Source organism: Kribbibacterium absianum, from assembly GCF_030067705.1.
Taxonomy (GTDB): Bacteria; Actinomycetota; Coriobacteriia; order Coriobacteriales; family Atopobiaceae; genus Kribbibacterium; species Kribbibacterium absianum.
The window spans coordinates 60776-82864 of record NZ_JASJEX010000003.1; the positions used below are offsets into that span (position 1 = coordinate 60776).

Sequence of the window (22089 nt, forward strand, 5' to 3'; positions counted from 1 at the left end):
CCGCTATTCACCCCAGCGACACCGAGGCCGCATGGCCCCAAGGGAACGGAGAGGCCCTCCATGGCAGAGACCGAGACCATCATCGAGAACACCACCGACGAGCGCACGCTGCGCCGCGCCAAGCGGCAGGCCATGCTCGACGCGGGCGAGAGCCCCTATCCCTCCCATTTCGAGGCCACGGCCTTCTCGGCGGACCTGGAGGACCGCTACGCGGACCTGGCCGATGGCGAGGACACCGGCGACGTCGTGACGGTGGCCGGGCGCGTGCGCTCGCTGCGCCGCCAGGGCAAGATCGCGTTCGTCGGCCTTCAGGACAAGCAGGGCACGATCCAGCTCTTCTTCCGGATCAACAACCTCTCCGATCACGACTGGGAGCTGCTCAAGACCGTCGACCTGGGCGACATCATCGGCGTGACCGGCACGGTCATGCGCTCGCGCCGCGGCCAGCTCTCCGTGGCGCCGACCGAGCTCACGATGCTCGCCAAGGCGCTCCGGCCGCTGCCTGAGAAGTTCCACGGGCTCTCCGACAAGGAGACCCGCTACCGGCAGCGCTACGCCGACATGATCGTGAACCCCGAGGTGCTCGAGGTCTTCAAGAAGCGCAGCCGCATGATCGCGGCGATCCGCCGCTACATGGACGGCGAGGGCTACTACGAGGTCGAGACGCCGATCCTGCAGTACACCCTCGGCGGCGCCAACGCGCGCCCGTTCATCACGCACCACAACGCGCTCGACATGGACTTCTACCTGCGCATCGCCACCGAGCTGCACCTGAAGCGCCTGATCGTGGGCGGCATGGACCGGGTCTACGAGCTGGGCCGGCAGTTCCGCAACGAGGGCATGGACCAGACCCACAACCCCGAGTTCACCACCATCGAGGCGTACCAGGCCTACGGCGACGTGGAGTCCATGAAGCGCCTGGCCGAGGGCATCTTCAAGGCCGCCTGCCACGAGATCTGCGACTCCGAGCGGATCGTGTACCAGGGCGTCGAGGTCGACCTCTCCGGCACCTGGCGCTCCGCGACGATGGGCGAGCTCGTGAGCGAGGTCGTCGGCCGCGAGGTCTCCATCGACACGCCGGCGGACGAGCTCCGCGCGATCAACCGCGAGCACCATCTGGCGGTGGAGGACGCCTGGGGCGCCGGCAAGCTGCTCTTCAACCTCTATGACGAGCTGGTGGAGGAGACCATCGTGAACCCCACCTTTGTGTGCGACTACCCCGTCGAGGTGTCGCCGCTCGCCAAGCGCAAGCCGTCGGACGAGCGCCTGACCGACCGCTTCGAGCTCGTCATCTGCGGCCACGAGTACGCCAACGCGTTTACCGAGCTCAACGACCCGGTGGACCAAGAGGGGCGCTTCGCCGCGCAGGTGGCCGCCAAGGAGGCCGGCGACGAGGAGGCCATGGAGTACGACCACGACTACGTGCGCGCGCTCGAGTACGGCATGCCGCCGACCGGTGGCATCGGTATCGGCGTCGACCGCATGGCGATGCTGCTGTGCGACCAGGCCTCCATCCGCGACGTCCTGCCGTTCCCGCACATGCGTCCCGAGGCGTAAGCAAAAGCGGCACTCGGCGCTGGGCCGTGGACGCTTCGGAGAGAGCCATTTGTCCACGGTCGCGCTTCGGTGGACGCTTCGGAGAGAGCCATTTGTCCACGGTTGGACAAATGGCTTTGACCGAAGCGTCCACGTCGCGTTCAGAAAGCCGTAAGGCTACAATGTACTGTACAAACTGAGCTGCGCCCAGAGCTGACGATGTGATGGCATCGGGGAATCCCCTTTTAGGGGAGGGTGTTCTGGGCACAGGTTCACCAACCCAAGAAGGAGGGTTGTTGTATGGGAATGTTCGACAAGTTCACCGAGAAGGCCCGCAAGGTCATGAGCCTCGCCCAGGAAGAGGCCCGCTCCTTGGGGCAGATGTATGTGGGGACCGAGCACCTGCTGCTCGGCCTCATCAAGCAGAACGACGGCATCGCGGCGCAGGCCCTGGGCCAGCTCGAGGTCACCTACGAGGAGACCCTCGCCATCGTGCGCGAGATCACCCGCCGCGAGGCCGAGCCCGTCCCGGGCGGCCACATCCCGTTCACGCCGCGCGCGAAGCGCGTGCTGGAGGGCTCGTACCGCGAGACCCTGTCGCGCGGTCAGACCTACATCTCCACCGAGCACCTGCTCCTCGGCATCGTGCGCGAGGGCAACGGCGTCGCGATGGAGGCCCTCTCCCGCATGGGCGTCTCGGGTGACGCCGTGCGCAACGCCGTCAACGACCTCATCGCCAAGGACCCGGACTCCCGCCCGCGGCCGGCCATGGCCGAGGTGCGCATGGGCTCCGACATCGGCGGCGGCCAGTCCGGCGATGGGTCGACCCTGGAGGAGTACGGCCGCAACCTCACCAAGCTCGCCACCGAGGGCAAGCTGGACCCGGTCATCGGGCGCGAGCGCGAGGTGGAGCGCGTGATGCAGGTGCTCGCGCGCCGCCAGAAGAACAACCCGCTCATCCTCGGCGACCCGGGGGTCGGCAAGACCGCCATCGCCGAAGGGCTCGCGCAGCTCATTGCCTCCGGCACGGTGCCCGAGGTGCTCCGCGGCAAGCAGGTCTGGACGCTCGACGTCGCCGCCCTCGTGGCCGGCTCCAAGTACCGCGGCGAGTTCGAGGAGCGCCTCAAGCGCGTGATCAACGAGGTGATGGAGTCCGACGACGCCATCCTCTTCATCGACGAGATCCACACCCTGATCGGCGCCGGCTCCGCCGAGGGCTCCATCGACGCCGCCGCCATCCTCAAGCCGCCCCTGTCCCGCGGCGAGATCCAAGTGATCGGCGCCACCACGGCGGAGGAGTACCGCAAGCACATCGAGAAGGACTCGGCGTTCGAGCGCCGCTTCCAGCCCATCTACATCGACGAGCCCACGATCCCCGACGCGATCTCCATCCTCCACGGGCTCCGCGACCGCTACGAGGCGCACCACCACGTGCACTACACGGACGACGCCCTCGAGAGCGCCGTGGTGCTCGCCAACCGCTACGTCCAGGACCGCTTCCTGCCGGACAAGGCCATCGACGTGATCGACGAGGCCGGCGCCCGTACCCGTGTGCACAAGGTGGTCGTGCCCGACGCGATCGCCGAGTGCGACGCGGAGCTGGCTCGCATCCACGACGAGAAGGCCGAGGCGGCCGCCAAGCAGGAGTTCGAGGAGGCCGCGAAGCTCCGCGACCGCGAGAAGGAGCTGACCGAGCGCCGCGAGCAGCTCGAGAGCGCGTGGCACGAGGAGCTCAACGCCGTGACGGTGGAGGTCACCTCGGCGGACATCGCCGACGTCGTGTCCTTCATCACCGGCGTGCCCGTCTCGAACCTCACCGAGACCGAGGCCTCGAAGCTGCTCCGCGCCGAGTCGGTGCTCCACGAGCGCGTGGTCGGGCAGGACGAGGCGGTCTCCGCGGTGTCCCGTGCGATCCGCCGCAGCCGCTCGCCGCTCAAGGACCCGCGCCGTCCGGGCGGCTCCTTCATCTTCCTCGGGCCCTCGGGCGTAGGCAAGACCGAGCTGGCCAAGTCGCTCGCCGAGTTCCTCTTCGGCTCCGACGAGGCGCTCATCTCGTTCGACATGTCCGAGTACATGGAGAAGTTCAACGTGTCGAAGCTCGTCGGCGCGCCCCCGGGATACGTGGGCTACGACGAGGGCGGCGAGCTCACCAAGGCCGTGCGCCGGAAGCCCTACTCGGTGGTGCTGTTCGACGAGATCGAGAAGGCGCACCCGGACGTCTTCAACATCCTCCTGCAGATCCTCGACGAGGGGCGCCTCACCGACGGTCAGGGCCGCCACGTGGACTTCTCGAACACCGTCGTGATCATGACGAGCAACATCGGCGCGCGCGAGATCGCGACCACGTCGCCGATGGGGTTCGGCGCCACGAAGGGCCTCTCGGACAACGAGATCAAGAGCCGCGTGATGTCCGAGCTCAAGAAACAGTTCCGCCCCGAGTTCCTCAACCGCGTCGACGAGGTCGTGGTCTTCAAGTCGCTCGAGCCGGCGCAGCTGCGCCAGATCGTCGACCTCATGGTGCGCGACCTCCGCGAGCGCCTCGTGCTCGAGGGCATGTCCATCGACCTCACCGACGCCGCGCGCGACCTTGTGGCCAAGGAGGGCACGGACCAGGTCTACGGCGCGCGCCCGCTGCGTCGCGCGATCCAGACGATGATCGAGGACCCGCTCTCCGAGCAGCTGCTCGAGGGCGCGTGGGCCCCCGGCGACATCGTGGTCGTGGGCACCGAGACCGACGAGGACGGCACCGAGCGGCTCACGTTCACCAAGGGCGAGGGCGAGATCACCGAGCCGGACTACCGCAAGGCGAGCCGCGCGCTCACCGGCAACGGAGCCGCGCCGAGCCACGGCCGCAGCCTCCCCGGCGGTGGCACGGCGGAAGCCAGCTCATAAAACCAACAATGGGCCGTCAGCCGGAGGGTGACGGCCCATTGCCTGGCTGATACTCCAAGGAGGGGCGCGCGAGCCACGCTCGCGCACCCCTCCCGGCTATTGCACGACCACCCAGCCTTCCGGCAACCGCACATCGGCGTCGGTCGCCACAAGGACGTTGTTGCCCGGCTTCCTCGGCTCCTCGGGTCGCTCGGGAAGGTACGCGACGTGCTCGAACTCGGCCGCAAAGGCCTCGCACGCCTCGGTCAGGGGCGCCGACCCTCGTCCCTCGATGGGGCAGCGCGCGTCGCTCAGGAAGACGCCGCCCGGCCTCAGGCAGCGCTTGATCGCCCGCGCGCCCTCGTCGGTGGCCATGGGCCCCAAGGGCTTCTTGCCGGTGAATGCCTCGTTGACGATCACGTCGTACGGCTCGGTCACGTGGTCGAGGAACGCCCACGCGTCCTCGGTCACCACGTTGAGCGTGCCCGGCCGGAGCGCGTTCACGCGCCGCTCGGCCTCCTCGAGGAAGAAGGACTCCCGGGCGATGCGCACGATCTTCGGGTCGATCTCCACGGCGTCCACGGAGGACGCGCCCTCATGGGTCGCGAGGTACTTGGGCAGCGAGAACCCGCCCCCTCCGAGCACGCAGGCGCGCACTGGCCGCCCGAGCCCGAGCACCACGTCGGCCATGTCGCGATGGTACTGGGCCACCAGCTCGAACCGCAGGTCCGGGTCCACGTAGCTCAGCGACTGGAACGTGCCGTTGACGTTCAAGAGCCGCACCGTGGTGCCGTCCTCGTCCTCGGAGTCGAACACCAACGTGACGCCGAACCTGGTCCTCGTCATCGCCACGCCGCGGCGCGCCAGAAGCGACGGCAGCGCCGCCACGATGGCCACCAGGGCCAGTCCGATGACCGTCGTCCAAATCCACCACGCGAGCACGGCGCCGCCCTTCTCGTCCGCGACCCGGCGTGTCCGGGTGCGCCGTTACCACTATGCCCGTCCTGCGGCCGCCTCTGGATCTTGCGACCAAACCTCCGGTCTGCCTTCGCTCGGACTCCTGAAAGGGCACAATCGAAACACTGAGCTCACGTTCACTGTCGCCGAGAGGGGAGCGCCCGTGCCCGAACTGTCCAAGGACCCCATCCCTCTCGACGTGCGCATGGAAGAGGCCATGCGGGCCACGGCGCCCGGCACCGCCCTCCGCCGAGCCCTCGACATGATCATCGCCGGCCATCTCGGCGCCCTCATCTGCGTGGGCGACGTGGCGCACGTGCTCGCGAGCGGCAACGACGGCTTCCCCCTCAACATCTCGTTCACGGCCAACCGCCTCTTCGAGCTGTCCAAGATGGACGGCGCCATCGTCATCGACAAGGACCTCACGCAGATCCTCCGCGCGAACTTCCACCTGAACCCGGACCCGTCGCTGCCCACGTCCGAGACGGGGATGCGCCACCGCACGGCCGCCCGCGTGTCGATCCTCACGGACGCGATGGTCATCTCGGTGTCCGAGCGCCGTCAGGTGGTCAACGTGTACCTGGACGGCCGCTCCTTCGAGATTCGCACGGTCCAAGAGCTCATGGGCATGGTGAACCAGCTGCTCGTCACGCTGCAGTCCACGCGCCAGGCGCTCGACCGCAACCTGTTGCGGCTCTCGACGCTCGAGCTGGACAACTACGTGACGCTGGCGGACGTCTCGAACATCTTCTCGTACCTCGAGGTGCTCATGACCGCGGCCGAGGAGCTGGACGACCTCATCGTCCAGCTCGGCAGCGAGGGGCGCACCATCGCGATGCAGCGCGAGCAGCTCGTGGGCGACATGGACGAGGAGTACACCCTCATGATCCGTGACTACGCCCACGACTCCTCGGAGGAGAACGCCAAGCGCGTGCGCAAGGCGTTCCACAATGTGGACGCGAGCCTGCTGCACCAGCCCAAGCGCGTGGGGCGGATGCTTGGCTACAACGACATCACCGAGGACTCCGTGATGGCGCCGTTGGGCCTCCGCACGCTGAACCGCGTCTCCGTGGTGCGCGAGGGCATGGCCGACAAGATCGTGGACGAGTACGGCTCGCTCCAGGAGCTGATGGACGACATCGAGGACAACCCCGAGCGCTTGGACGACATCGGGGTCAAGAACCCGTCGATCCTTGCGGACAGCCTGTACCGCATGTGGGGAAGGAAGGGCTGAGACGGTGTCCTCCTGCATTCCCGCGCCCCAGCTTCATCGGCCCGTCACGTCCCCGCATCCGCGCGACCTGGGCGTCATCGTGGTCGCGGCCGGTTCCGGCGAACGCTTCGGGCGTCCGGAGGGCAAGGCGCTTGTGCCCGTGGCCGGTCGTCCGCTCGTGGCCTGGTCGCTCCTGGCGGCCGACAGCGCGCCCTCGGTGGCCGAGATTGTCATGGTGACCCGCGCCCGTGACCTCGAGGAGGTGGAGCGGCTCGCGAACGGCCTTCCGCTTGTCTCGCCCGTGACCGTGGTGGCCGGTGGCGCGACCCGCCAGGAGAGCGTGCGCCGCGGCCTGGCCGTGCTCGACCGGAGGCTCTCGCTCGTGGCGGTGCACGACGGCGCGCGGCCGCTCGTCACGTCCGAGGCCTTCGAGCGGCTGGCGGCCCGGCTGCGCTCGGACCTGGGGCTGGCCGGCCTTGTGGCCGGGTGTCCCTCGGTGGACACCCTCAAGGTGGTCGGGGCCGGCGGCCAGATCGTGCGGACGCCGGACCGCTCCAAGTACTGGTGCGTGCAGACGCCGCAGGCCTTCCGGTCTGAGGACCTGCGCCGCGCCCATGGCAGTGCGGCGGCCGAGGGCTTCGAGGGCACGGACGACGCGTCGCTCGTGGAGCGCTTCGGCCTCAAGGTGGCCGTGGCACAGGTGCTGCGGGCGAACGGCAAGTTGACGTATCCTGAGGACCTAGTGCCGATCGAGGCACAGCTGGAGGCTCGGGAGCGCGAGGAGCGCCCTTTGGCCTGATCGCGGGGCGCACGACGAAAGGCGGGGCATGACGGACGGCCTCCACATCGGTCACGGCTACGACGTTCACGCGTTCGCGGACCCCGAGGAGGGGCGGCCGCTCATGCTCGGCGGCGTGGCGGTGCCCCACGACCGCGGGTTGGCCGGCCACTCCGACGCCGACGTGCTGGCTCACGCGCTGGCGGACGCCCTGTGCGGCGCCTGCCGTCTCGGCGACATCGGCAAGCTGTTCCCCGACACCGACCCCGCCTACGAGGGCGCCGACTCGCTCGTGCTGCTCTCCCGGGTGGCGTCGCTCGCCCGCGAGGCCGGCTACGAGCTGCTCGACTGCGACTGTACCGTGGCCGCCCAGGCTCCCAAGCTGGCCCCGCACCGCGAGGCCATGCGGGAGAACCTTGCGGCCGCCCTGTCCGTGCCGGTGGAGTGCGTGGGCGTGAAGGCCACCACCACCGAGGGACTCGGATTTGTGGGCCGGCGCGAGGGCATCGAGGCCTGGGCGGTCTGCCTCGTCCGTCGCAGCTAGCGTGCCGGACGCTTCGGTCAGAGCCATTTGTCCACGGTTGGACAGAGGGCTTTGACGCGAGCGTCCGCGCTGATCCAAGGAGCCTCAGTGTTCGACTCGTTCAAGGAGGACATCGCGGCGTTCCGGGCCCATGACCCGGCGGCGACGTCCACCATCTCCATCGTCCTCAACTCGCCCGGCATGCGCGCCATCTGGGCCTACCGTCGCCAGCATTGGCTCTGGGAGCACGGCCACCCGCTGCTCGCGCGCACGCTCTCCACCTGGAGCCGCCATCGCTTTGGCGTCGAGATTCACCCCGGCGCGCAGATCGGCCGCCGCTTCATCATCGACCACGGCAACGGCATCGTCGTGGGCGAGACCACGGTCATCGGCGACGACTGCATGCTCTATCAGGGCGTCACGCTCGGCGGCACCGGCAAGGAGACCGGCAAGCGCCACCCCACGCTCGAGGACAACGTCACCGTGGGCGTGGGCGCCGCGGTGCTCGGCAACGTGACCTTGGGCAAGGGCTCCAAGGTGGGCGGCGGCGCGGTCGTGGTGAAGGACGTGCCGCCCGACTGCACGGTCGTGGGCATCCCGGGCCACATCACCACTCGCTGCGGCGTGCGCGTGCGCCGCGCCGCCGAGCCCTACCGCACGAGCGCGCGCCTCGACTCGATGCCGGACCCGGTGCAGCAGACCATGGACATCCTCGAGGCCCGCATCGCGCAGCTGGAGGCCGAGGTGGAGCGCCTGAGCGCCGCGGGGCCCGCGCCGGGCGAACCCGTCCTATCATCCGGAGAGACCCCGCTCGATTCCAACCCCGCGACTGCCGAGGAGTGACCATGCTCGTCTACAACACCAAGACCCACGCCAAAGAAGAGCTGACGCCCGTCAAACCCGGCAAGATCCGCATGTACGTGTGCGGCCCCACCGTCTACGACCAGATCCACATCGGCAACGGCCGCACGTTTTTGGCCTTCGACGTGATCCGCCGCTACCTCATCTACAAGGGCTACCAGGTCACGTTCGCTCAGAACCTCACCGATGTGGACGACAAGATCATCAACCGCGCCAACGAGGAGGGCCGCACGGCCGCCGAGGTGGCGGCGGAGTACAGCCAGGCGTTCATCGAGCAGATGGACCGCCTCGGCGTGCTGGCTCCGGACATCCGCCCGCGCGCCACGCAGGAGATCGGCGCCATGGTGGAGATGATCCAGGGCCTCATCGAGCAGGGCCACGCCTACGAGGCCGGCAACGGCGACGTGTACTTCTCGGTGCGCAGCTGCCCCAGCTACGGCGACGTCTCCGGCCGCAACATCGACGATCTGCAGGTGGGCGCCCGCATCGAGGAGAACTCCGACAAGCGCGACCCGCTCGACTTCGCCCTCTGGAAGGCCGCGAAGCCAGGGGAGCCCTCCTGGGAGAGCCCCTGGGGCGAGGGGCGCCCCGGTTGGCACACCGAGTGCTCCGCGATGGTGCACCGCTACCTCGGCACGCCGATCGACATCCACGGCGGCGGCTCGGACCTCGTCTTCCCGCACCACGAGAACGAGGCCGCCCAGGCCTGCAGCTGCTGGCACGAGCCGCTCGCCAACGTGTGGATGCACTCCGGCATGCTGCGCGTCGACGGCGAGAAGATGAGCAAGTCGCTCGGCAACTTCTACACGCTCAAAGAGGTGCTCGACCAGTACCCGGCCGACGCCGTGCGCCTGCTGATGCTGCAGACCCATTACCGGAGCCCCTTGGACTTCTCCTACGAGCGCCTCGACGGCATGGTGGGCACGCTCGAGCGCCTCAAGAACACCGTGCGCAACCTGCGCTGGGCCGCCGACAACGCCGCCGGCGCCGGCGCCCCCGACGAGAGGGCCAAGGAGCTCGCGGCGGCGATCGACGAGACCCAGGCCACGTTCGTCTCGTCGATGGACGACGACTTCAACACGAGCTCCGCCCTGGCTGCGATCTTCTCGCTGGCCACCAAGGCCAACACGTACCTGGACGAGACCGGCACAGAGGTCTGCGCCTCGGTGGCGCTCCGTGCGGCCGACACGCTGGTGGAGTTGCTCGACGTCCTCGGCGTGGAGTCCGTGCGGCCGAGCGAGGACCCGGGGCTGCCCCGCGAGCTCGTGGCGCTCGCGGCCGAGACCTGCGGGTACGAGGGTGACGACGTGGACGGCGCGGTGTCCGCTCTGATCGAGGCCCGCGCCGAGGCCCGCAAGAACAAGGACTGGGGCCGCGCGGACGCGATCCGCGACGGCATCTCCGCGCTCGGCCTCGTGGTGGAGGACACCGCGGCCGGCACGCGCATCATCGCGCAGGAAGGGTAGGGGCATCGGTATGGCAGGGACCGGCAAGGGGCGCTCCGGCGGGCGAGGCAACGGGAACAAGGGCGGCCGTCCCGGCGGCGTGGGCCATGGCCGCTACCGCGGCAAGGGCGCGCCGCGCGACGCCAAGGGCCGCAAGCGAAACCTGGCCCCGGACGGCCGCAAGCAGGGGCTTGCGGGCAAGACCGGTGCGGCCGGTGTGAGCAACTCCAACCGCAAACCGCCCAAGGGTCGCGTGCACAACGACCGCCGCGCCGCCTCGCGCACGCCCAAGGGCATGCTGATCGAGGGGCGCCGTGCCGCCCACGAGGCGCTGGCGGCCGGTGTGCCGCTCCGCAGGGCCTACATCGCTGCGAACAAGGGCACGCCGGACCAGGCGCTCGTGAACCTCGGGAAAGAACTCGAGGCGGCGGGCGTCGACGTCGAGGAGGTCCCCAAGTCGCGCCTCGATTCCCTGTCCGTGCGCGGGGCGCACCAGGGCGTGGTGCTCGTCGCCGAGCCGTTCCCCTACGTCGCGCTCGAGGACGTCATCGACGCCGCCGGGGACGGCGACGCGCTCGTGATCCTGCTCGACCACGTGACCGACGAGGGCAACCTCGGCGCCATCGCGCGCACGGCGGAGGTGGTGGGCGCCGCCGGCGTCGTCATCCCCAAGGCGCGCGCGGCCGGCGTTGGCCTTGGCGCCTACAAGACGTCCGCGGGCGCCGTCGCGCACCTGCCCATCGCGCAGGTCCCGAACCTGGCCAAGGCCGTCGACCAACTTAAGGACGCCGGGTTCTGGGCCTGCTGCTCCACCGAGCATGCGGCCGAAACGGTCTGGGGCGCGCCGATGCATGGACGTCTTGCGCTCGTGATGGGCTCCGAGGGCGACGGGGTAAGTCGTCTCGTGCAGGAGAAGTGCGACTTCGCTGCGCGGTTGCCCCAACGGGGAAGGATCGAGTCCCTCAACGTGGCCCAGGCCACGACGGTGATGGCCTACGAGTGGCTGCGCCGCACCTGGAAAGAGGCCACGCTCGCGACGGTCGAGGACGCTCCTGCAGGGACGGAGGACGGCTGGTCCTTCGACGTGCTCGAGGAGGAGTTCGGTGATGAGTGAGCAGCTGGAGAGCCCCGAGAGGGACGAGGAGGACGTCTTCGCCCGGATCGAGGCGGACGAGAAGAAGGCCCTGTCCGGTGCGCCGACCGACACCCTCGGCCCCGACACCGGCATCGCGAGCCCCGAGGCCGCGCGCGAGCGCATGGTCGAGGAGGGCTTCGACATGGGCCCGGTCATCACCGACGACGGCGTGCGCGGGTAGATGGCCAGAAGGCGCAAGCTGCCGCTCCTGGCGGTGGACGGTTACAACCTGTTGCATGCGACGCCGCGATACGCGGCGCTCGTTCGCGAAGGGGTGGGCGGCCGGTCCGGCGCGTCGCGCGCGAGCCTGCCCTCGGACCCGATGACCCGCGCCGACCGGGCCTACAACCTCTCGAGCGACCCCTACGAGGGCGCCCGCGAGGCCATGGTGGCCGACGTCGCGGCCTACGCGCAGGGCGACTACGACGCGGTGCTCGTCTTTGACGGCGCCAACAACGTGAGCGACGCGCGTCCCGACACGTCACGAGCCGGGGTGCGCGTGGTGTTCTCCCGCACCGGACAGTCGGCGGACGCCGTGATAGAGCGCCTGGTGACCCAGGCCAAGGAGGAGGGGAGGGAGGCCGTCGTCGTGACGTCGGACTCCACGATCCGAGCCACCGTGCACGGCGATCACGTCTCGTTCCTCTCAAGCGACCTTATCGCCCGCGACCTGGGGGTCATGAACGCGGGCATCGAGCAGGAGCGCGAGGAGCGCAGCTACGCCCGGCTCCGGGTGAGCGACCGGCTCGACCCCGAGACCCGGGCCAAATTGGACGCCTTGCGCGGGTGCCGCTCCTAGGGCGTTGCGGGCGGAACGCAACAACAGAACGGGCGCATCCCGCTTGGGGACGCGCCCGTGCCTCTTCTCTGGAGCCGCGAGCCGGACTCGAACCGGCGACCGTCTGATTACAAGTCAGATGCTCTACCAACTGAGCCATCGCGGCGCGGGTGCCATTCTACTTGAAACCGGGGGCACGGGCCGAGCGGCGCGTCGGGCCGGTTCCCGGCGCCACCAACGCGGCTACGACGCGCCCGCAGTCGTCGCCCGAGCTGCTTCACAAGCGGCCGCCCCGGGCGTTCTCGTAAGCTCATGTGCAGGAACCGTGATAGAAGAGACGCCCGGCTGGGAGGTATGGATTGACATCGTCTGGGGTGGGTCGTACTATCCTCTTCGCACGCGCGGCGCGAGCAGCGGCGTGCGGGCAGCTTGAAACAGCATGGGGGTATGGCACAGCGGCAACTGCGGCGGACTGTAAATCCGCTCCCTCTGGGTTCCTTGGTTCGAGTCCAAGTACCCCCACCATGCCTGTGTAGCTCAGTCGGTAGAGCACCTCGTTGGTAACGAGGAGGTCACCGGTTCAAGTCCGGTCGCAGGCTCCATTTCAAGCCCGGCGGTGTAGCTCAGCTGGTCAGAGCACGCGGTTCATACCCGCGGCGTCACTGGTTCGAATCCAGTCACCGCTACCAGACATCTTGCGGGACGTGCCCTCGGGTGCGTCCCGTTAGACATATTAAGTAGGCGTCAGTATTGGCTGAGATGCGGCACGCCAAGGTCGCATCCAGAAGGAGGATGGCACATGGCGAAGGAGAAGTTCGAGCGCACTAAGCCGCATGTCAACATCGGCACCATTGGTCACGTTGACCATGGCAAGACCACGCTGACCGCGGCTATCACCAAGGTTCTCGCCGAGACCCCTGGCTGCAAGGCCAACTTCACCGCGTTCGAGGACATCGACAAGGCTCCCGAGGAGCGCGAGCGCGGCATCACCATCTCCGTTGCCCACGTCGAGTACGAGACCGAGACCCGCCACTACGCGCACGTGGACTGCCCCGGCCACGCTGACTACATCAAGAACATGATCTCCGGTGCCGCTCAGATGGACGGCGCCATCCTCGTCATCGCCGCCACCGACGGCCCGATGGCCCAGACCCGCGAGCACATCCTGCTCGCCCGTCAGGTCGGCGTGCCCTACATCGTCGTGTTTCTGAACAAGTGCGACATGGTCGACGACGAGGAGCTCATCGACCTCGTCGAGATGGAGACCCGCGACCTCCTCTCTGAGTACGACTTCCCCGGCGACGACCTCCCCGTCATCCGTGGCTCCGCGCTCGGCGCCCTCGAGGGCGACGAGAAGTGGGTCGACTCCGTGCGCGCCCTCATGACCGAGGTCGACAACTACATCCCGACCCCCGAGCGTGACAACGAGAAGCCGTTCCTGATGGCCGTCGAGGACGTCATGACCATCTCCGGCCGCGGCACCGTCGCCACCGGCCGTGTCGAGCGCGGCGAGCTCCGCCTCAACGACCCGGTCGAGATCGTCGGCATCAAGCCGACCAGCTCCTCCGTGGCCACCGGCATCGAGATGTTCCGCAAGACCATGGACTTCTGCGAGGCCGGCGACAACGTGGGCGTGCTGCTCCGTGGCGTCAAGCGCGAGGAGATCGAGCGCGGCCAGGTTCTCGCCAAGCCGGGCACCTGCACCCCGCACAAGAAGTTCACCGCTGAGGTCTACGTCCTGACCAAGGACGAGGGCGGCCGTCACACCCCGTTCTTCAACGGCTACCGTCCGCAGTTCTACTTCCGCACCACCGACGTCACCGGCAACATCACCCTCCCCGAGGGCACCGAGATGGCCATGCCGGGCGACCACGTCACCATCACCGGCGAGCTGATCTACCCGGTCGCCATGGAGCCGGGCCTGCGCTTCGCTATCCGCGAGGGCGGCCACACCGTGGGCGACGGCCGTATCGCCACCATCCTCGACTAGTTCCCGTCGAGAACCGCACCATGAGGGAGGGTCTGGGTTTCCAGACCCTCCTTTTTCATGTGCCGTCGGCCGCGAAGGCGAACGGCATCGCGCGCCCAATCGCGGCGCGGAGCTGGGCGCTCGTCTTGTCGGGTCAGTGGAGGGCGATCGCCGCACGTGGCAACCCGAAGCGCTCGCCGCGACGCGCGAGCCTCGATCTTCTCGCCTAGATGTGGATCGAAGTCGTGGGGGAGTTGACAGGCTCGCCGTCCCGGTGCTAGCGTATCTCTTCGCGTCTCTGCCGTCTTGTGAGTGTGAGCAGGGGCTGCCTGATTGGGAAGGATACGACTCATGCGCACCCTGGTTACCCTCGCCTGCACCGAGTGCAAGCGCCGCAACTACACCACCTACAAGAACAAGCAGAACACGCCCGAGCGTCTTGAGCTCAAGAAGTACTGCAAGTGGTGCCGTCACCACACCGTGCACAAAGAGACGCGCTAGACTGTTTCTTAGCACAGCCCAGTAGCTCCAATGGTAGAGCGGCGGTCTCCAAAACCGTTTGTTGTGGGTTCGAGTCCTACCTGGGCTGCCAGACACTTCGACCGGCCCTCCCGCTAGGGACGGGCCGGTTTTTCATTGCACCTGTACTGTCACTGCCACCTCGGGGGAGAAGCTCACAGATGGCGAACAAGGATCGAAACAAGCGCGCGGCGCGCAAGGCGCGGCAGGCCAAGCGCCAGCAGGCGGAGGCCACCCAGGCCGCGCAGGCCGCGGCGATTGCGAGCGACCCTCAGGCTGCCAAGGCTCAGGAGAAGGCCCTCAAGAAGGCCGAGGCCAAGAAGCAGCCGGCCAAGAAGCAGGAGCCGGGCAAGAAGCCGGGTCTCGTGCAGCGCACCAAGACCTACTTCGGCGACGTTCGCTCCGAGATGCGTCGCGTCGTGTGGCCCACGCGCACCGAGCTCAAGAACTTCACGGTGGCCGTCGTCGTCCTGCTCGTCGTCTTCGGCGTCGCGGTCTGGCTCATCGACACCGGCGTCGTCGCCGCGCTCGTCGGGTACTCGGGACTGAGGGGTTAGTCGCATGGCAAAGCGCTGGTACGTGGTCCACACCTATTCGGGCTACGAGAACAAGGTGAAGGCGGACCTCGAGCGCCGCATCGAGAGCTACGGCCTCCAGAACCGCGTGGTGGACATCCAGATCCCCACCGAGGAGGTCACCGAGGTCAAAGAGGGCGGCAAGCGCGAGACCAAGGAGAACAAGGTCTTCCCGGGCTATGTGCTCGTTCGCATGGAAGTGGACGACAACACCTGGTCCGTGGTGCGCAACACCCCCGGCGTGACCGGTTTCGTCGGCATCGACGGCAAGCCCGCCCCGCTCACCCGCGCCGAGTTCAACAAGATGATGGGCCGCTCCGTCCGTGGCGAGAAGGGCGCGCCGCAGCGCACGATGACGAACCTGGAGCCGGGTCAGGCCATCCGCGTGACCTCCGGCCCGTTGGCGGACTTCAACGGCACCATCTCGGAGGTCAATGCGGAGTCCGGCAAGGTCAAGGTCACCCTCACGATCTTCGGCCGCGAGACGCCCGTCGAGCTCACGGTGGACCAGATCGCAACGGTGGCGTAAGCACAGGCATTCCCGCGTCCTTCGTTCTCTGCCCGAGACGCTTCTGTGGGGCGCGCTTTATAGCAAGCACAGCATCGGTTTGAAAGGCTCTCACCATGGCCCCCAAGAAGAAGGTCGTCCATTTCATTAAGCTGCAGATTCCGGCCGGCGCCGCGAACCCCGCGCCTCCCGTCGGCCCTGCCCTGGGTGCCGCCCAGGTCAACATCATGCAGTTCTGCCAGGCGTTCAACGCCGCCACGAAGGACCAGGCCGGTGACATCATCCCGGTCGAGATCTCCGTGTACGAGGACCGCACGTTTGACTTCGTCACCAAGACCCCGCCGGCGGCGCGCCTGATCCTCAAGGAGCTCGGCCTGCAGAGCGGCTCCGCCGTGCCGCAGCGCGACAAGGTGGGTCAGCTCACGCAGGAGCAGCTCACGAAGATCGCCGAGATCAAGATGCCGGACCTCAACGCCAACGACATCGACGCCGCCAAGCGCATCGTGGCCGGCACCGCCCGCTCCATGGGCGTGACCGTCGCCGAGTAGCCGTTTCGGTAATCCCGGCCGCCCTCTAGGGCGGCCGTTCGTACGTTGTGGGAGGGGCGCAGGGCGCCTCGTTGACCACAGGGAGGCACCTATGCCCAAGCACGGAAAGAACTACCTCAACGCCGCTGCCAAGGTGGACAACAAGCTCCACACTCCGAAGGAGGCCATGGAGACCGTCAAGGCCATCCACTTCGCCAACTTCGACGAGACCATCGAGGCCTCGATCCTGCTCGGCGTCGACACCCGCAAGGCCGACCAGAACGTCCGCGGCTCCATCTCCCTGCCCCATGGCACCGGCAAGAGCGTCCGCGTCGCCGTGTTCGCCGAGGGCGAGAAGGCCCGCGAGGCGGAGGAGGCCGGCGCCGACGTCGTGGGCTCCGACGACCTCGTCGCCCAGATCCAGGCCGGTGAGATCAACTTCGACGCGGCCATCGCCACGCCGCCGATGATGGCCAAGGTCGGCCGCATCGGCAAGATCCTCGGCCCCCGTGGCCTCATGCCGAACCCCAAGCTCGGCACCGTGACCATGGACGTCGCGAAGATGGTCCAGGAGCTCAAGGCCGGCCGCGTCGAGTACCGCGCCGACCGTTACGGCATCGTGCACGTGCCGATGGGCCGCGTGTCCTTCTCGACCGAGGATCTCGTGGAGAACTACGGCGCGCTCATCAACGAGCTGCTGCGCGTGAAGCCGTCCACGGCCAAGGGCAAGTACGTCAAGACCGTGACCTTCTCCAGCACCATGGGCCCGGGCGTCAAGGTGGACCCGACCATGACGCGCAACCTGCTCGAGGCCTAGCCCTCAAGCATTGGCAACCATGAATGTGCAGCCGGGGACTGTCCCTGGCTGCACATTTCTTGTTTGACGAGGTTGTGGTCACGGTTGACGCGGAGGTGCCGCGACCCCATACTTGCCCTGTTGCGTCCAGACGCATGCTGCTGCCAGAGACAGCCGGCGCCGCGAGAGCGGCTTAATGGGAGCTTCCCACCAGCCGAGGTGGTTTTGAGATTCCTTGAGTCTTGAGCCCCCGTCCTCTGTCGGCCGGGGGCTTTTTCTTTGTCCTTCGCACGGCATGCCCGATTCATCAACAAGGAGGTGTATCGAACCATGCCATCGAAGAAGAACGAAGTCATGCTCCAGGAGGTGCTCGAGTCCCTCGACAACTCCAACGGCCTGTTCGTGATCGACTACCGCGGCCTCACCGTGAAGGAGGCCCAGTCGCTCCGCCGCAAGCTCACCGACGCCCAGGCTCACATGAAGGTCTACAAGAACAACATCGTGAAGCTGGCGCTCGCCGAGAAGGACATGCCCAACCTGGACCACATCCTGGCGGGCACGACCGCTTGCGTGTTCTACGAGGTCGACCCCGTGGAGGCCGCCAAGGTCATCAAGCTGACGTCCAAGGAGCTCAACAAGATCGAGTTCAAGGGCGGCATCTCTGACGGCCAGGCCATCGACGCCGACCAGGCGCTCGCCATCGCCGACCTCCCGAGCCGCGAAGAGCTCGTCGCTCGCTTCGCCGCCGCTGTGGCCGCCCCGCTCGCGCAGTTCGTCCGCGTGCTCAACGGCCCGGCCCAGGGTCTCGTCACGGCGCTCCACGCCATCGAGGACCAGAAGAACGAGCAGAAGGCCGCGTAGACGCGGTATCCCGGCGCGGGATCGCCGCGCCAGCATTTCCAGCCCGGGGGCGAATACGTCCCCCGACACGAAAGAAGGAGCACAGCAATGGCTGTCACCAAGGATGAGATCATTGAGGCCATCAAGGCCATGCCCGCCCTCGAGCTCTCCGAGCTCGTGAAGGACCTCGAGGAGACCTTCGGCGTCTCCGCCGCCGCCCCCGTGATGATGGGCGCCATGCCGGGCGCTGCCCCTGCCGAGGAGGCCGAGGAGAAGACCGAGTTCGACGTCGTGCTCGACGGCTTCGGCGACAACAAGATCGCCGTCATCAAGGAGGTCCGCGCCCTCACCAAGCTCGGCCTGAAGGAGGCCAAGGAGCTCGTCGAGTCCGCTCCGAAGCCCATCCTCGAGGGTGTCAAGAAGGACGAGGCCGAGGCCGCCAAGGAGCAGCTTGAGAAGGCCGGCGCCGCCGTCACCATCAAGTAGCTTCCGCCTCACCAGAGGTTTCAGAGCCCCGCGCGCTGCGTGCGGGGCTCTTTTTGTCGTTGGGGGGGGCTCTCGGGCGTGCCCACAGACGGACCACAAAAGCCAAGATCAGCAGTAGAAACGAAAACCGCAGCCAGAGCCGCAAATCGAGATAGTTTATCCAACGTCCTGCGAAAGTCAATACTGTTCATTGACCTCGCCTGGTGCGTTGGCTAGATTACTAATTTGCGACAATTGCCGCCGTATGCCGTTTTGAAGGAGGAAATGCCTGGTGCGTACCGCAAACTCTTCCAATCCTTCCGTGGACGCCACGGGGCGCGTGAACTTCAGCAAGATCCCGCCCGCCATGGAGCTCCCCAACCTCATCACCGTTCAAAAGGAGTCGTTCGAGCGCTTCATGGGCCAGGGCCTGGCGGAGGCCTTCGCCGAGAGCTCTCCCATCGAGAACAACGCCGGCACCATGGAGCTGACCTTCGGCAACCATGAGTTCGGCGACCCGCAGCACACCATCGCCGAGTGCCGCGCCAAGGACATCACCTACCAGGCGCCGCTGCTCGTCGAGGTCCGCTTCACCAACAAGGAGACCGGCGAGATCAAGGAGCAGCTGGTGTTCATGGGCGACTTCCCGCTCATGACCGACCGCGGCACCTTCATCATCAACGGCACCGAGCGCGTCGTCGTGTCGCAGCTCGTGCGCTCGCCGGGCGTGTACTTCTCCCAGGAGCTCGACTCCAACGTCGAGGTGCAGAAGGTCCAGTTCATCCCGGCCCGCGGCGCGTGGCTCGAGTTCGAGGTGGACAAGCGCGGCAAGCTCGTGGTCTCTATCGACCGCAAGCGCCGCCAGAGCGCGACGCTGCTGCTGCGCGCCCTCGGCATCGCCGAGTCGGACGACGAGATCGTCGCGCTGCTCGGCGACTCCGACGTCGTCAAGGACACGCTGCTCTCCGACACCGCCCGCACCCGCGACGAGGCGCTCATCGAGATCTACAAGCGCCAGCGCCCGGGCGAGCCGCCCACGGTGGACGCGGCGCGCTCCCTGGTCGACGGCCTCTACCTCAACCCCCAACGCTACGACCTGGCCAAGGTGGGCCGCTACAAGATCGACAAGAAGCTCGGCATCGACGTGCCGGCCGACGTCACCGTGCTGACGCCCGAGGACATCGTGGCCGCGCTGCAGTACCTGCTTGCGCTCCACGAGGGTGACTCCTCCAAGAAGGTCGACGACATCGACCACTTCGGCAACCGCCGCGTGCGCACCGTCGGCGAGCTCGTCGCGAACCAGTTCCGCATCGGCATGAGCCGCATGGAGCGCGTGATCCGCGAGCGCATGGCCTCCCAGGACCCGGACGACATCACGCCGCAGTCCCTGATCAACATCCGCCCGATCGTGGCGGCCATCAAGGAGTTCTTCGGCTCCTCCCAGCTGTCCCAGTTCATGGACCAGGCCAACCCGCTCTCCGGCCTCACCCACAAGCGGCGCCTGTCCGCCCTCGGCCCCGGTGGCCTTGCCGGCCACAAGTCCGGCTCGAGCCGCCGCACCAACGTGCCGACGGCCGTCCGCGACGTCCACAACTCGCACTACGCGCGCATGTGCCCGCTCGAGACGCCGGAGGGCCCGAACATCGGCCTGATCGGCACGCTCGCCCTCTACGCGCACGTGAACGACTACGGCTTCATCGAGACCCCGTACCGCCGCGTGGTGGACGGCGAGGTCACCGACATCATCGATTGGATGACCGCCGACGAGGAGGAGGACCACGTCATCGCGCCGGCCGACCAGCCGGTGGACCAGAAGACGGGCCGCTTCGTCGACATCGACCCGCAGACCGGCGCGGTCACCGAGGCCGAGCGCATCATCGCCCGCACCCGTGACTACGACGGCACCTTCGGCGCGCCCGCCGAGTGCCCGGTGTCCGAGGTCGACTACATGGACGTCTCGCCGCGCCAGCTGCTGTCCGTCGCGGCCACGCTGATCCCGTTCCTCGAGCACGACGACGCGAAGCGCACCCTCATGGGCGCCAACATGCAGCGTCAGGCCGTGCCCCTGATCCGGCCCACCGCGCCGCTTGTGGGCACCGGCATGGAGTACCGCGCCGCGCTCGACTCCGGCGAGCTCATCACCGCCGACTTCGACGGCACCGTGGTCGAGGCCGACGCCTGCCATGTGACCGTGGACGCCGGCGAGAACGGCCTCCAGCGTTACGACCTGCCCAAGTACGAGCGCTCCAACCAGAGCAGCTGCATCAACCATCGCCCGATCGTCCATGCGGGCGACGAGGTAGTGGCCGGCCAGCCGCTCGCCGACTCCACCTCCGTGGAGCACTCCGAGCTCGCGCTCGGCGCCAACCTCACCGTGGCCTACATGCCGTGGGAGGGCTTCAACTACGAGGATGGCATCGTCGTCTCCGAGCGCGTGGTGCAGGAGGACCTGCTCACCTCGATCAACATCTCCCGCCACGAGATCGACGCCCGCGACACCAAGCTCGGCCCCGAGGAGGTCACGCGCGAGATCCCGAACCTCTCCGAGGACATGCTCGCGGACCTCGACGACGACGGCATCATCCGCATCGGCGCCGAGGTGGGCCCGGGCGACATCCTCGTCGGCAAGGTGACCCCCAAGGGCGAGACCGCGCTGACCGCCGAGGAGCGCCTGCTCCGCGCGATCTTCGGCGCGAAGGCCCACGACGTGCGCGACACCTCCCTCAAGATGCCGCACGGCGCCTATGGCCGCGTCGTCGACGTGGTGCGCTTCAGCCGCGAGGCCGGCGACGACCTGCCGCCCGGAGTCAACGAGATGGTGCGCGTCTTCGTGGCCCAGCGCCGCAAGATCCAGGAGGGCGACAAGATCGCTGGCCGCCACGGCAACAAGGGCGTCGTCTGCCGCGTGCTGCCGGTGGAGGACATGCCCTACATGGCCGATGGCACGCCCATCGACGTGCTGCTCGACCCGCTCGGCGTCCCGTCCCGTATGAACGTGGGCCAGCTGCTCGAGTGTCACCTGGGCTGGTGCGCCGCCAACGGCTGGGACATCGACTCCGCCGAGTCCGACCACTACGTGCCCGGCCCCATGCCCGTCGCGACGCCGGTCTTTGACGGCGCCACCGGCGACGAGGTGGCCGAGTGCATCCGTCGCACCAACATCAACCTCATCAACAAGGCCAAGGAGCAGTACGGCGACAAGATGGACGAGGTCTTCGTCCCGCAGCTCAACGCCATGGGCAAGGCCACGCTCTACGACGGCCGCACCGGCGAGCCCTTCCGCGACCCGGTCACCGTGGGCACCAACTACGTGCTCAAGCTCGGCCACATGGTCGACGACAAGATCCACGCCCGCTCGACCGGCCCCTACAGCCTCATCACCCAGCAGCCGCTGGGCGGCAAGGCGCAGTTCGGCGGCCAGCGCTTCGGCGAGATGGAGGTCTGGGCGCTCTACGCCTACGGCGCCGCCAACGTGCTGCAGGAGATCCTGACCGTCAAGTCCGACGACACCAACGGCCGCGTCAAGACCTACGAGTCCATCGTCAAGGGCGAGAACGTCCCCGAGCCGGGCATCCCGGAGGCCTTCCGCGTGCTCGTGAAGGAGATCCGCTCCCTGGCGCTCGACATCGAGCCCCTCTCGTACAAGAAGGTCGAGGAGCCGGTGGCCACGTCCGTCGAGGCGGACGTCGTGGGCACCTTCGCCAACGACGACCTTATCGGCGCGCCCCTCGCCGCCGAGCCCGCGGTCGACGACCTGGTGGGCAGCATCGACACTGTGAAGGAGTAGCGAACC

The 22089-nt window shown here is 67.8% G+C and carries 20 protein-coding genes and 5 tRNA genes; 23 read left to right on the forward strand and 2 right to left on the reverse strand.

All coding sequences use genetic code 11. The features are described 5' to 3' along the window. Window positions 1–60: 60 nt before the first annotated feature. A complete protein-coding gene (lysS, locus tag QJ043_RS05935) occupies window positions 61–1557 on the forward strand; it encodes a lysine--tRNA ligase (protein WP_283712747.1) in 1497 nt (498 codons plus the stop codon). A gap of 285 nt (window positions 1558–1842) precedes the next feature. Further along, a complete protein-coding gene (locus QJ043_RS05940; protein WP_283713139.1) occupies window positions 1843–4428 on the forward strand; it encodes an ATP-dependent Clp protease ATP-binding subunit in 2586 nt (861 codons plus the stop codon). Between the two features lie 96 nt (window positions 4429–4524). On the opposite strand, the gene QJ043_RS05945 is transcribed toward QJ043_RS05940, so the two are convergent. Next, window positions 4525–5349, reverse strand: coding sequence for a spermidine synthase (locus QJ043_RS05945; protein ID WP_283712748.1), 825 nt, complete (start codon window positions 5347–5349; stop codon window positions 4525–4527). A 220-nt stretch (window positions 5350–5569) separates the two neighbouring features. On the opposite strand from QJ043_RS05945, the gene disA reads away from it, so the two are divergent. The 8 genes from disA to QJ043_RS05985 all read left to right on the forward strand — a co-directional run bounded on the left by disA (window position 5570) and on the right by QJ043_RS05985 (window position 12118). Further along, window positions 5570–6598 carry a DNA integrity scanning diadenylate cyclase DisA gene (gene disA, locus QJ043_RS05950; RefSeq protein WP_283713140.1) on the forward strand — a complete coding sequence of 343 codons (1029 nt, stop codon included), beginning with the start codon at window positions 5570–5572 and terminating at the stop codon, window positions 6596–6598. Between the two features lie 4 nt (window positions 6599–6602). Beyond that, window positions 6603–7376, forward strand: a complete 774-nt coding sequence (gene ispD, locus QJ043_RS05955; RefSeq protein WP_283712749.1) for a 2-C-methyl-D-erythritol 4-phosphate cytidylyltransferase — start codon at window positions 6603–6605, stop codon at window positions 7374–7376. Window positions 7377–7404: 28 nt separating this feature from the next. Then, complete coding sequence (ispF, locus tag QJ043_RS05960) at window positions 7405–7899, forward strand: 2-C-methyl-D-erythritol 2,4-cyclodiphosphate synthase (protein ID WP_283712750.1); 495 nt, start codon at window positions 7405–7407, stop codon at window positions 7897–7899. A gap of 87 nt (window positions 7900–7986) precedes the next feature. Further along, the gene (gene cysE / locus QJ043_RS05965) at window positions 7987–8721 is read left to right on the forward strand and encodes a serine O-acetyltransferase (RefSeq protein ID WP_283712751.1); all 735 of its coding nucleotides are present in this window, start codon (window positions 7987–7989) and stop codon (window positions 8719–8721) included. Between the two features lie 2 nt (window positions 8722–8723). After that, entirely contained in the window at window positions 8724–10205 is a 1482-nt protein-coding gene (gene cysS / locus QJ043_RS05970) for a cysteine--tRNA ligase (protein ID WP_283712752.1), read from the forward strand. 10 nt (window positions 10206–10215) lie between these two features. Beyond that, entirely contained in the window at window positions 10216–11298 is a 1083-nt protein-coding gene (rlmB, locus tag QJ043_RS05975) for a 23S rRNA (guanosine(2251)-2'-O)-methyltransferase RlmB (RefSeq protein ID WP_283712753.1), read from the forward strand. Beyond that, on the forward strand, window positions 11291–11500 hold the full coding sequence (locus tag QJ043_RS05980) for a CBS domain-containing protein (protein WP_283712754.1): 210 nt from the start codon (window positions 11291–11293) through the stop codon (window positions 11498–11500). Before rlmB ends, QJ043_RS05980 begins: the two co-directional genes overlap by 8 nt. After that, window positions 11501–12118, forward strand: a complete 618-nt coding sequence (locus QJ043_RS05985; protein ID WP_283712755.1) for an NYN domain-containing protein — start codon at window positions 11501–11503, stop codon at window positions 12116–12118. It begins immediately after the preceding gene. Window positions 12119–12187: 69 nt separating this feature from the next. Here QJ043_RS05985 and QJ043_RS05990 read toward each other — a convergent pair. Continuing rightward, a tRNA-Thr gene (locus QJ043_RS05990) sits at window positions 12188–12263 on the reverse strand. 275 nt (window positions 12264–12538) lie between these two features. On the opposite strand from QJ043_RS05990, the gene QJ043_RS05995 reads away from it, so the two are divergent. From QJ043_RS05995 to rpoB, 13 genes are all read left to right on the forward strand, one after another. Next, a tRNA-Tyr gene (locus QJ043_RS05995) sits at window positions 12539–12622 on the forward strand. A gap of 1 nt (window position 12623) precedes the next feature. Next, a tRNA-Thr gene (locus tag QJ043_RS06000) sits at window positions 12624–12699 on the forward strand. Window positions 12700–12709: 10 nt separating this feature from the next. Beyond that, window positions 12710–12786: transfer RNA gene (locus tag QJ043_RS06005), tRNA-Met, on the forward strand. A gap of 110 nt (window positions 12787–12896) precedes the next feature. After that, on the forward strand, window positions 12897–14087 hold the full coding sequence (tuf, locus tag QJ043_RS06010; protein WP_283712756.1) for an elongation factor Tu: 1191 nt from the start codon (window positions 12897–12899) through the stop codon (window positions 14085–14087). Window positions 14088–14417: 330 nt separating this feature from the next. Continuing rightward, entirely contained in the window at window positions 14418–14567 is a 150-nt protein-coding gene (gene rpmG / locus QJ043_RS06015) for a 50S ribosomal protein L33 (RefSeq protein WP_283712757.1), read from the forward strand. A gap of 15 nt (window positions 14568–14582) precedes the next feature. Then, window positions 14583–14658, forward strand: a tRNA-Trp gene (locus QJ043_RS06020). An 88-nt stretch (window positions 14659–14746) separates the two neighbouring features. Then, complete coding sequence (gene secE / locus QJ043_RS06025) at window positions 14747–15142, forward strand: preprotein translocase subunit SecE (protein ID WP_283712758.1); 396 nt, start codon at window positions 14747–14749, stop codon at window positions 15140–15142. Window positions 15143–15146: 4 nt separating this feature from the next. Then, complete coding sequence (gene nusG, locus QJ043_RS06030) at window positions 15147–15689, forward strand: transcription termination/antitermination protein NusG (RefSeq protein WP_283712759.1); 543 nt, start codon at window positions 15147–15149, stop codon at window positions 15687–15689. A gap of 95 nt (window positions 15690–15784) precedes the next feature. Continuing rightward, window positions 15785–16216: a 50S ribosomal protein L11 gene (gene rplK / locus QJ043_RS06035; RefSeq protein WP_283712760.1), complete on the forward strand. Its 432-nt coding sequence runs from the start codon at window positions 15785–15787 to the stop codon at window positions 16214–16216. A gap of 91 nt (window positions 16217–16307) precedes the next feature. Beyond that, complete coding sequence (rplA, locus tag QJ043_RS06040; RefSeq protein WP_283712761.1) at window positions 16308–17012, forward strand: 50S ribosomal protein L1; 705 nt, start codon at window positions 16308–16310, stop codon at window positions 17010–17012. Between the two features lie 309 nt (window positions 17013–17321). Then, window positions 17322–17852: a 50S ribosomal protein L10 gene (gene rplJ, locus QJ043_RS06045; protein WP_283712762.1), complete on the forward strand. Its 531-nt coding sequence runs from the start codon at window positions 17322–17324 to the stop codon at window positions 17850–17852. Between the two features lie 87 nt (window positions 17853–17939). Then, a complete protein-coding gene (gene rplL, locus QJ043_RS06050; protein ID WP_283712763.1) occupies window positions 17940–18317 on the forward strand; it encodes a 50S ribosomal protein L7/L12 in 378 nt (125 codons plus the stop codon). Window positions 18318–18588: 271 nt separating this feature from the next. Beyond that, on the forward strand, window positions 18589–22083 hold the full coding sequence (rpoB, locus tag QJ043_RS06055; protein WP_283712764.1) for a DNA-directed RNA polymerase subunit beta: 3495 nt from the start codon (window positions 18589–18591) through the stop codon (window positions 22081–22083). The last annotated feature ends 6 nt before the right edge of the window (window positions 22084–22089 follow it).

Excerpts from the sequence above, each read along its gene's own strand:
- cysS (WP_283712752.1), top strand. The coding sequence starts at position 8,724 with ATGCTCGTCTACAACACCAAGACCCACGCCAAAGAAGAGCTGACGCCC.
- nusG (WP_283712759.1), top strand. The coding sequence starts at position 15,147 with ATGGCAAAGCGCTGGTACGTGGTCCACACCTATTCGGGCTACGAGAAC.
- rlmB (WP_283712753.1), top strand. The coding sequence starts at position 10,216 with ATGGCAGGGACCGGCAAGGGGCGCTCCGGCGGGCGAGGCAACGGGAAC.
- QJ043_RS05980 (WP_283712754.1), top strand. The coding sequence starts at position 11,291 with ATGAGTGAGCAGCTGGAGAGCCCCGAGAGGGACGAGGAGGACGTCTTC.
- disA (WP_283713140.1), top strand. The coding sequence starts at position 5,570 with ATGGAAGAGGCCATGCGGGCCACGGCGCCCGGCACCGCCCTCCGCCGA.
- tuf (WP_283712756.1), top strand. The coding sequence starts at position 12,897 with ATGGCGAAGGAGAAGTTCGAGCGCACTAAGCCGCATGTCAACATCGGC.
- ispF (WP_283712750.1), top strand. The coding sequence starts at position 7,405 with ATGACGGACGGCCTCCACATCGGTCACGGCTACGACGTTCACGCGTTC.
- QJ043_RS05940 (WP_283713139.1), top strand. The coding sequence starts at position 1,843 with ATGTTCGACAAGTTCACCGAGAAGGCCCGCAAGGTCATGAGCCTCGCC.
- QJ043_RS05985 (WP_283712755.1), top strand. The coding sequence starts at position 11,501 with ATGGCCAGAAGGCGCAAGCTGCCGCTCCTGGCGGTGGACGGTTACAAC.
- rplK (WP_283712760.1), top strand. The coding sequence starts at position 15,785 with ATGGCCCCCAAGAAGAAGGTCGTCCATTTCATTAAGCTGCAGATTCCG.
- rplA (WP_283712761.1), top strand. The coding sequence starts at position 16,308 with ATGCCCAAGCACGGAAAGAACTACCTCAACGCCGCTGCCAAGGTGGAC.
- rpmG (WP_283712757.1), top strand. The coding sequence starts at position 14,418 with ATGCGCACCCTGGTTACCCTCGCCTGCACCGAGTGCAAGCGCCGCAAC.
- rplL (WP_283712763.1), top strand. The coding sequence starts at position 17,940 with ATGGCTGTCACCAAGGATGAGATCATTGAGGCCATCAAGGCCATGCCC.
- lysS (WP_283712747.1), top strand. The coding sequence starts at position 61 with ATGGCAGAGACCGAGACCATCATCGAGAACACCACCGACGAGCGCACG.
- rplJ (WP_283712762.1), top strand. The coding sequence starts at position 17,322 with ATGCCATCGAAGAAGAACGAAGTCATGCTCCAGGAGGTGCTCGAGTCC.
- secE (WP_283712758.1), top strand. The coding sequence starts at position 14,747 with ATGGCGAACAAGGATCGAAACAAGCGCGCGGCGCGCAAGGCGCGGCAG.